We start from the raw sequence: 3,362 nt of genomic DNA, 5'->3' as shown, positions 1-3,362 counted from the left end.
GTAGTTTCTGCTTAATAATATCTGCCTGTATGGTCACACCTAAATGATTTGCTTGCCCTGTAATATCTGCAGCCGCGTGATAATCTTCTTTTTTCGTTTTAAAAGCTTCGTTACGTGTATAGCACCATAAAATGGTAGCCATTCCTAAATTGTGAGCTTCTTCAAAAGCTTCGGCTATTTCTTTTAACTGTCTGTTACTTTCTTCGGAACCAAAATAGATGGTAGCACCTACCGCAACTGCTCCCATATTCCAAGCATCTTTTACTTTTCCAAAAAGCGTTTGGTCGTATTTAGTGGGATAGGTAAGAAGTTCATTGTGATTGAGCTTCACAATAAATGGAATTTTATGAGCATATTTACGAGCGTTTAGACCCAATACTCCAAAAGTGGAGGCTACACCATTACAGCCAGCTTCTATTGCCAGTTTTATTATATTCTCTGGGTCAAAATAGTCCGGGTTTTTGTAGAATGAAAAGGCTGCCGTATGTTCTATGCCTTGGTCCACAGGAAGGATACTTAAATAGCCTGTTCCTCCTAGATTTCCGTGATTATATAATTGGGCAAGGCTACGCAATACCTGTGGATTTCTGTTGCTATTAGCAAATACTTTGTCAAGACTATTTATGCTTGGTGTTTGTAATTCATCCTTTGTTATTTTTTCACAAACGTGATCCAAATAGAAGGCTGCTTTTTCTCCTAGGTGTTCTATTATATTATCAGATGTGTTCATAGTTTATTAGTTTTATAGTTTCACGAAAATCAATTTTTCACATGGAAGAATTTTACGATATCCATCCAAAGCTTCGTTTCTTTTGTATTGGTAAATCCTGCTTTTTTTAGGTTTTCAGCTGTTCTACGATTGATATTATTACCTACTATGTTTAATGGCATGAAATTGAATATATCCATAAAAATACCTAAAACTCTGTTGCCACTTCTTACGTGTTCCAACATAATGAGCTGACCATCCGTTTTCATAACCCTTTTAATTTCTTGTAAGCCTTTCACTGGATCTGGAACTGAACAGAACACACAACTCGTTAATACTGTATCAAAGGAATTGTCCTCGAAATCCATATTTTGGACATCCATTTCCAAAAAGTTCGTTTTTAGCAAGTCACCATTATATTTAACTCTTGCTTTATCGAGCATGTTTTTACTGAAATCAATAGCAGTTAGATCAACGTCTTTGGCGTAATACTGAAGATTCTTACCTGTACCAACGCCAACCTCCAATGTTTTGCCAGTTGCTTGTTGCACAAGTTCTTTTCGCCATTGGTCAAATCCACTTGTCCCCATTGGCTTTTCCATGGAGTCAAAATATTTGGCTATTCGATTGTAGCGTTTTATTGATTTTTCAGTACTAGTCATTAGTATTTCACTTTATACAATAGATAGGCTTTGGTTTGTTTTCAATATTGACTTTGTTCCATCCATTTCAATTCCAGTAAGTGCTCGTATGGCATCAATAGTTTCAGGTATTACGATAGCTTGGTTATCAACTACATAAGCATAAAACAATTCATCGCCTACCACTTTCAACATATCTTCCCACAGCGCTACTTCGTACATATCGCCCCAAGGTCTTCCCATATCCATAAACATTTCTTTAATGGTATTGTTTGAAACCAAACCTTGGTCGTAGCGAATTAGTTTAATTCGGCTAGACGTTTTAAAGGCTTTGAGTACATCTTCTTTTGTGGTCTGCTTTTTTAATTTTACATTCCAATAGTGCATGTGGCTTAAAGTTTCAGGTACTTTTACTGCGGAAGTGATAACATCCAAATCGGGATCAACGCTTTTAGCATCAGGCCCTTGATGGCTTGGGATGTCTTTTTCAGGCACCATGGTGTTCATAATACCTCCTAAATGACTTTCCCACGGATCGGTAGCTCGTCTTAACAATGTACCTCTGGCATAATCCAGTAAATCGGCTCTTTTTAAGGCAGACAATGTTCGTAAAATAGAAGTGGTATTACAGGAAACAACTCTTGTAGCATCAAGATTTATAGCTGAAGCATAATTATTTTCTGCACTAAAAGAATGGCCTGTAGTTTCGTGTTTTTCACCACCCTGAACTATGAACTTTATACCTTTTTTTTTATAGATTTCTACATTTATCGCTGCAATATTTTTTGGAGTACAATCCACAACAAGATCTGATTTTTTCAAAAGCTCTATCATATCACCTTTTACAGAAATCCCTTCGGACTTCATTTTATCAGCTGCTTCTGAAGTTGCCGCATAGATATTATACTCTTTTCTAACGGCATTTTGAATTCGCCAATCACTAATAACATCGCAAACCCCAATAAGGTTCATATCATCTTGTAAATTAATGGCATCGGCTACTCTTTTCCCAATGACTCCGTAACCTATAACTGCTATATTTTTCATGCTTATTATTTTATTGATTTTGTTTTATTTATTCATAGTTTCCATCTCCACATCCATTTGCATGTTGCCTTCATCGTCTGTATGCGACTTCATAAAAAAACGTTCTGCAACAAGTATTAAAATAATTCCAATTGCGGCTACGATGAGTACCAACGGATCGTTGAGATATTTTAAATATAGAAAGGCAACGAGTACAACAATATCCATTACAATAGCTATTAACGGAATGATTGGTTGAAATTTCACGTCCTTTTTTAGGTGACGGAAAAGTCCCCAATGAATAGCAATGTCCATAATGAGGTAAAAAATAGCTCCTATGGAAGCAATCCTAGTTAAATCGAACAGAACAGTCAATAAAATAGCAAGAGAAGCTGTAAATATAAGTGCAGGGTTTTTAAAATTTCCTAGTTTTTTTAAGGATGGCACTTGTTTCATATTGCTTAACATTCCCAATAAACGTGATGCGGAAAACATACTAGCTAACACTCCAGAAAAAGTAGCAACAATCGCTATTGCTATGGTAATCCATAAACCCCATTCTCCAAATACAGGTTTTGCTGCTGCTGCCAAGGCATAATCTTTCGCTTCAATTATTTCAGGGATGCTTAAACCTCCTGCAACAGAGAGTGCCAATGCTACATATATGAGTGTGCAGATAAGAATAGAATACACAATGGATCTACCAAGGTTTCTATGAGGGTTTTTAATATCTCCACCTTGATTCGTGATTGTTGTGAATCCTTTATAGGCAAGAATCGCTAGCGCAAGTGCTGCTACAAAGGCAAGTCCTTGTGGCATAGTTTCGGAATTATTTGGAATATAATTCCCAGTAATATCTGCAATCCCAGAAATTATTAGACCTGCAATGGCGAGCAATGCAATTCCTGCAACCTTAATAATTGCTGTAAAGGTAGCAGTTGCTCCAATAACTTTATTACCTAAAATATTTAATATATAAGCAGTTA

General features: G+C 36.3%; 4 protein-coding genes. All 4 read right to left on the bottom strand.

Annotated features, from left to right (window positions below):
• A partial coding sequence (locus AAC053_RS13725; RefSeq protein WP_339757810.1) for a class I fructose-bisphosphate aldolase occupies nucleotides 1-730 on the bottom strand: 730 nt, incomplete at its 3' end.
• A gap of 29 nt (nucleotides 731-759) precedes the next feature.
• Nucleotides 760-1,371: a class I SAM-dependent methyltransferase gene (locus AAC053_RS13720; protein WP_339757806.1), complete on the bottom strand. Its 612-nt coding sequence runs from the start codon at nucleotides 1,369-1,371 to the stop codon at nucleotides 760-762.
• 12 nt (nucleotides 1,372-1,383) lie between these two features.
• Nucleotides 1,384-2,397: a type II glyceraldehyde-3-phosphate dehydrogenase gene (locus AAC053_RS13715; protein WP_339757803.1), complete on the bottom strand. Its 1,014-nt coding sequence runs from the start codon at nucleotides 2,395-2,397 to the stop codon at nucleotides 1,384-1,386.
• A gap of 24 nt (nucleotides 2,398-2,421) precedes the next feature.
• On the bottom strand, nucleotides 2,422-3,362 hold a 941-nt coding region (locus tag AAC053_RS13710; protein ID WP_339757800.1), incomplete at its 5' end, for an APC family permease.

Origin of the sequence: uncultured Winogradskyella sp. (genome assembly GCF_963975125.1) — a bacterium.
Lineage (GTDB): Bacteria > Bacteroidota > Bacteroidia > Flavobacteriales > Flavobacteriaceae > Winogradskyella.
Note: the sequence above shows the minus strand (reverse complement) of the source record. Positions and strands in the feature narration are given on the sequence as shown.